This is a genomic window from Lysinibacillus sp. HST-98 (genome assembly GCF_016757845.1).
Lineage (GTDB): Bacteria > Bacillota > Bacilli > Bacillales_A > Planococcaceae > Lysinibacillus > Lysinibacillus capsici.
Window position 1 is genome coordinate 1 of sequence record NZ_JAENHX010000019.1, and the last position, 5935, is coordinate 5935.

The 5935-nt window shown below is 39.2% G+C and carries 5 protein-coding genes, 2 tRNA genes and 1 rRNA gene; 4 read left to right on the top strand and 4 right to left on the bottom strand.

Annotated elements, in window-relative coordinates:
- Positions 1 to 49 precede the first annotated feature (49 nt).
- Positions 50 to 121, top strand: a tRNA-Glu gene (locus JIN86_RS23265).
- A 59-nt stretch (positions 122 to 180) separates the two neighbouring features.
- Here the strand turns inward: JIN86_RS23265 and JIN86_RS23270 are convergent.
- The 4 genes from JIN86_RS23270 to nadB form a co-directional block, all read right to left on the bottom strand.
- Entirely contained in the window at positions 181 to 597 is a 417-nt protein-coding gene (locus tag JIN86_RS23270) for a VOC family protein (protein ID WP_004227774.1), read from the bottom strand.
- 162 nt (positions 598 to 759) lie between these two features.
- On the bottom strand, positions 760 to 1863 hold the full coding sequence (nadA, locus tag JIN86_RS23275) for a quinolinate synthase NadA (protein ID WP_004227777.1): 1104 nt from the start codon (positions 1861 to 1863) through the stop codon (positions 760 to 762).
- Entirely contained in the window at positions 1850 to 2710 is an 861-nt protein-coding gene (gene nadC / locus JIN86_RS23280; protein WP_004227779.1) for a carboxylating nicotinate-nucleotide diphosphorylase, read from the bottom strand. Before nadC ends, nadA begins: the two co-directional genes overlap by 14 nt.
- Positions 2667 to 4253 (bottom strand): L-aspartate oxidase, encoded by a 1587-nt coding sequence (gene nadB, locus JIN86_RS23285; protein WP_202342973.1) that lies wholly within the window; start codon positions 4251 to 4253, stop codon positions 2667 to 2669. The genes nadC and nadB overlap by 44 nt, the downstream gene beginning before the upstream one ends.
- A gap of 100 nt (positions 4254 to 4353) precedes the next feature.
- On the opposite strand from nadB, the gene JIN86_RS23290 reads away from it, so the two are divergent.
- From JIN86_RS23290 to JIN86_RS23300, 3 genes are all read left to right on the top strand, one after another.
- Entirely contained in the window at positions 4354 to 5424 is a 1071-nt protein-coding gene (locus JIN86_RS23290) for a cysteine desulfurase family protein (protein WP_051145746.1), read from the top strand.
- Positions 5425 to 5701: 277 nt separating this feature from the next.
- Positions 5702 to 5817 (top strand): 5S ribosomal RNA (gene rrf, locus JIN86_RS23295).
- A gap of 10 nt (positions 5818 to 5827) precedes the next feature.
- A tRNA-Val gene (locus JIN86_RS23300) sits at positions 5828 to 5903 on the top strand.
- Positions 5904 to 5935 lie beyond the last annotated feature (32 nt).

A 5935-nucleotide genomic window follows, 5' to 3' on the forward strand; every position in this document is an offset into this window, starting at 1 on the left:
TAGGTCGGGTAACCGGCGCGAGGGTTCAAATCCCTCCTTCTCCGCCATGGGCCCGTTGGTCAAGTGGTTAAGACACCGCCCTTTCACGGCGGTAACACGGGTTCGAATCCCGTACGGGTCATACTAAAAACAGTAGATGCAAATGCATCTACTGTTTTTTGATATTCATAGATACAAAATTTACTGTTGATTCAATGCATTTTCATCCATATAAACCACTTCCCAGATATGCCCATCTACATCTTGAAAACCCCAACCATACATAAATCCGTGATCTTGTGGTTCACTATATGGTTTACCACCAGAGGCAAGTGCCTTATTCACTAATTGATCTACTTGTTCTCGGCTTTCAGCAGAAAGACATAAGATTGCTTCTGCAGAAGTAGTAGTATCCGTAACTTCTTTCTTACTAAATCCTTTAAATCGTTCTTCAACCATTATTAATACGAAGATATTTTCACTAATAATCATTGAGGCTGTTGTTTCATCACTGAATTGTTGATTGAACTCAAAACCTAATTCCTTAAAAAAACTGATAGATTTGTTTAGATCTTTTACTGGTAAATTGATAAAGATATTTTTCGATTGAAAAGCCATTTAATATCACCTCCAAATTGACAGTATCATGGAGCATAAAGTCGTGTCAATTTTAGCCAAGCAGGCGAAAATGGAAGCCATTAGCACTATTGAAAGCAGGTGTTTGTCAACAAAAACAGAAAGGTTATATCTTCAACCTTTCTGTTTAAAAAGTTTAACTATTTATCCTCTGGCTAGCATTCTATCAAGTGAACTAAGTGCTTCAGTGGTAGTATGTTCATCTACTTGTATACGGTTATGAGGTTGACCTTGCTCAATACTTTCTAAGCTCCATAACAAATGTGGAAGGTCAATTCGATTCATTGTTAAACAAGGACAAAAGTTTTCATTTAAGGAGACAATATGTTTATCAGGATGCTGCTTAATAATGCGATTGACAAGGTTCATTTCTGTTCCAATTGCCCATGCAGATCCGCTTGGAGCTCGATTGATTGTATCAATAATGTATTTTGTGGAGCCTGCATCATCAGCCGCTGCTACCACTTCACGGCTGCACTCTGGGTGAACGATAATCCTCATAGCCGGGTGTTCTTTGCGAATAACCTCTGTATGTTGAACCGTAAAACCTTCGTGCACAGAGCAGTGACCCTTCCAAAGAATAACCTGGATATTTTCAAGAGGCTCTTTTGTTTCGAGCATGTTCTTATGTGGATTCCAAACAGCCATATTTTCAAGAGGTATACCTAAATCATAGGCAGTATTTCTTCCTAAATGTTGGTCAGGTAAAAAGAAGATACGCTGTTTTTGGGTAAAAGCCCATTGAACAAGTTCCTTTGCATTCGATGAAGTGACACAAGCACCACCATGTCTTCCAGTAAAGGCTTTAATAGCCGCAGTTGAATTAACATAGGTTAGAGGAATAATCGTATTACCAAAGAGTTCTTGAAGAATGGGCCATGCTTGTTCTGTTTGATAAATATCTGCCATATCAGCCATTGAACAACCAGCGCGCATATCTGGTAAATAGACATGTTGCTGTTTCGTTGTCAGCATATCAGCAGTCTCTGCCATAAAATGTACACCGCAAAATACGATGTGTTCAGCTTCCTTATTTGCTGCGGATATTTGAGCTAACTGTAAAGAATCCCCAGTTGCGTCTGCAAATTGAATGACTTCATCTTTTTGATAATGGTGGCCAGGAATAAATAATTTAGGACCTAATTTTTTCTTTATTGATAAAATACGAGATTCCATTTCCTTTACAGATAGTTCCCGATAATGCTCTGGGAGTAATGTCGTCTGTTGTAATAAACTAGTGATGGACAAGGGAATGATCTCCTTTCATTTGAACGAGTGCACTAATATCAAAAGCTTTAACTGAATGTGTTAAGGAGCCAAGTGAAATCCATTGAATCCCCGATTGGGCATATGCCTTTAAATTTTCAAGTGTGATGCCCCCAGATGCTTCAGTCGCAATAGTGGGAGGAACAATGGGAAGCCATGCACGAATTTCTTCTGGGCTACGGTTATCAAACATAATAATATCTGCTCCTGCGTTGATAGCTTCTTCTAATTGTTCTTTGGTTTCAATTTCAACTTCAATTTTTACGGTATGACCGACTTTTACTCTAGCGGCCTGAACTGCCTTTGTAATGCTACCAGCAAAGGCAATATGATTATCCTTTAGCATAATTGCGTCATACAGCCCATTACGATGATTAAAAGCACCACCAATTCGAACAGCATATTTATCTAACATACGCAGTCCTGGTAGTGTTTTACGCGTATCACATATTTTTGCGTGAGTACCTACTGTTTCTTGAACGGCAAGATGGGCTGCCGTTGCAATAGCAGACATACGTTGAATAAGATTTAAAATGACACGCTCACCGATTAATAACTTTTGTAAGGGACCTTTAATCACAGCGAGTACATCACCTGACTTAACCATCTCTCCATCTTTTTTATGAAGGTTGACTTCGATTGATCGATCGAGTAAGAGAAAGCCATGCTCAATAATGTTAGCCCCGCAAAAAATTCCGCTTTCTTTCGCGTAAAAAGAAAATGCTCCCTGCTGTTCGGGTGAAAAGATAAATTCACTCGATAAATCTCCATCTCCTAAATCCTCATTAAAAAATTGCTTGAGCATTTCCTCGAGTTTGATGATATTCATACAATGAGTTCCTCACTTTCATTTGTCCTTGCGAAAAAATAATCCATCGGCTTGCCCATTGAGATTTCATTTCGGGCTTATCCGTTCGAATATGAGCTCCTCTAGTTTCCGTTCGGGTAATTGCTGCATGTGCCATTAATGTGGCGACTACATGCATCATAAATAATTCCAACTCCGCTAGTTCAAGACCCTTTAAATTAACTTGAGAAAGTGATTGCAAAGAGGGTAGTTGCTTTGCAAAATGCTGCAAGTCATCAATATTTCTAACAATACCTAGGAACCGCATCATGTGTTGCTGTAATTGGGGTTTGCTAAATAAAGGTGGCATTTTATCAGCACATTGATGCTTTTCCAGTAAAAAGTTTTTTTGATGACACCCTTTTTGAATAATGTACTGCGCCATTTTTTGACCAAATGTAATACCTTCCAATAGGGAGTTACTTGCTAAACGATTCGCGCCATGTACACCTGTACAGGCAACCTCACCGACTGCATATAAGTTTGGTATAGTAGTTTTTCCTTTGTCATCAGCAATAACACCACCCATCAAGAAATGACTTCCTGGAGCCACGGGGATTAGGCCATCTTGTAAATGAACGTGATGAACATGGCATAGCTGAGCAATTGTTGGAAATTTTTCTTCAAAGTCGTGAATGTTAGTGATATCAATAAACGTTTCTTCACCAGCTGCACGTTTTGTAAATAGGGCAAGTGCAGTAATATGTCTTGGTGCTAGGTCAAGTTGAGCATGTAAACCTGTCATAATGGGCTGATGCTGTGCATTAACAAAAATACCGCCAGCCCCTCTGACAGCTTCAGAAACTAATCCCTTTACTTCATTTTTACACCAAAGAAGACTCGGGTGAAATTGCATAAATTCCATATCACTAATGGCAGCGCCTGCTCGAAATGCTAATGCGATCCCATCCCCTGTATTAGTTGGAAAGTTAGATGTACTTGAATAAAGGGCACCTGCGCCACCTGTCGCTAAAATAACATGATGAGCCAAATAACGTTTTGTACCTTTTTCTCCTTTGGTTAGTACTCCTACACAGTCACCATCTGTATTCCGTAAAAGCTCATAAGCCATTTCATAGCAATTGATCTTTGTTTTGGGTGAGAGTTTATGAAGCAAATAATCTATGAAAATCTGACCAGTACGATCACCACCTGCATGTAGAATACGATGATGACTATGTGCTCCTTCAAGTCCTAGAGCAGGTTTTCCATCGACCTGCCGATCAACAGGGAGGCCATCCTTTAGATAGTTTTGCATAATCTCAGTGCCATCTTTTATAAGAGTTTTAACATGCCTTTTCTCATGATGATACTCGCCAGCTTTCAATGTATCAGCAATATGGTGTCGAATATGATCTTCCTCACTAGTAACAGCAGCAATCCCACCTTGTGCACGGTAAGAACTACTCATATATAAAGATGATTTTGTAACAATTTGTATTTGAAAATGTTTTTCAAGCACTAAAGCAGCCTGAAGTGCAGCAATTCCACTACCAATTATAAGGACGTCTGTCTTTACATCCATAGTTATACCTTCTTTACAGTTGTCTTGACACTTATCTTTACATAAAATAAAAAAGAAAACAAGACCTGATGAACAAGAGAGGAAGAAGACGATGATTTATATGGATTATGCTGCAACATCACCTATGATGAGGGAATCTCTTGAGGCATATGTAGAGGTGGCACAACGGTATTATGGAAATAGTGCGAGTCTGCATGATTTAGGGGGACAAGCTCTTTATTTTGTCCAGCAATCAAGAGAGGTTGTAGCCCAAGCCCTAGGTGTAACTAGTGATGGTGTAATTTTTACGGGTAGTGGAACAGAGGGAAATCTCATAGCCATCTTATCGTTAGCACTAGCCTCAAAAAAAGGAAAACACATTATTTCTTCTCAAGCTGAGCATACGTCAGTGCATGCAGCTTTGAATACACTTGAGAAAAAGGGCTTTACTGTAACAAAATTACCTTTGCAGAAGGATGGTTGTGTTGATCTGGGACAATTGCAACAAGCAATCCGAGAAGAGACTGCTTTGATTACCATTCAACATGTCAATTCTGAAATTGGTTCAATCCAGCCTGTAGAGAAAATCGTAAAGATGGCAAGCAAATCAAATATTTTCTGTCACGTTGATTGTGTACAATCATTTGGTAAACTAGCTATACCAAAGGGGGCCGATGCTATTACCATCTCGGCTCATAAAATAGGTGGGCCAAAGGGCTGTGGTGCTATATATATGAACCCTGTAATCAGAGTACCTGCATTAACACCAGGTGTGACACATGAGAGGGGTCTTAGAGGGGGGACATTAGATACTCCTGCAATCGTGGCCTTTGCCGCGGCAATTGAAAACTATCAATATGAGTTGCAACATTATGAAACGTTAAGAGATTATTTTGAAAATAATTTACCTGAAACATGTCAACTCGTTGAATGTAAACAGCAACTACCTAATATTTGTGGGGTAATGATGGAGAAAGTAGAGGGGCAATATGTTCTTTTAAAGTTAAATGAGGCGGGAATCTGTATCTCTACTGGTAGTGCATGTGATATTCATAGTGAATCGGGAACAAAGGCTATTCTATCTATGGGGTTCTCTTTGGAAGCGGCACGCCAATTTTTTAGAATATCTTTTGGTCCTTCTACTACACTTGAGGATATTGTAAAATTAAAAATAGAGCTTTCAAATATTTAATGAAAAGACGAGTGAAGGATTATCGATATTCTTCACTTGTATTGAAATAGATTATAAGCTAATAATATCGGCAAATAAAATAATTGTTTTCTTTTGAACCAACAATTGCTATAATATTTTGCAGGGCAATATTTTCTCTTACTTAACAAAAATATCTTTAAAAAGTAATAATTTCTTTTTTTTATAAAAAAGTATTGCACAATGTTAGAAAACGTTATACAATAATTCTTGTCTTGAAGGACAGGTAAACAACTTCAAAACAAGATACATAACAAAGTCTAGTGATGATGGCAAAGAGGTCACACCCGTTCCCATACCGAACACGGAAGTTAAGCTCTTTAGCGCCGATGGTAGTTGGGGGCTTCCCCCTGTGAGAGTAGGACGTCGCTAGGCATAATACCCAGGAGGATTAGCTCAGCTGGGAGAGCATCTGCCTTACAAGCAGAGGGTCGGCGGTTCGAGCCCGTCATCCTCCACCATATGCCGGTTTAGCTCAGCAGGTAGAGCAACT

Excerpts from the sequence above, each read along its gene's own strand:
- JIN86_RS23290 (WP_051145746.1), top strand. The coding sequence starts at position 4,354 with ATGGATTATGCTGCAACATCACCTATGATGAGGGAATCTCTTGAGGCA.
- nadB (WP_202342973.1), bottom strand. The coding sequence starts at position 4,253 with ATGGATGTAAAGACAGACGTCCTTATAATTGGTAGTGGAATTGCTGCA.
- nadC (WP_004227779.1), bottom strand. The coding sequence starts at position 2,710 with ATGAATATCATCAAACTCGAGGAAATGCTCAAGCAATTTTTTAATGAG.
- JIN86_RS23270 (WP_004227774.1), bottom strand. The coding sequence starts at position 597 with ATGGCTTTTCAATCGAAAAATATCTTTATCAATTTACCAGTAAAAGAT.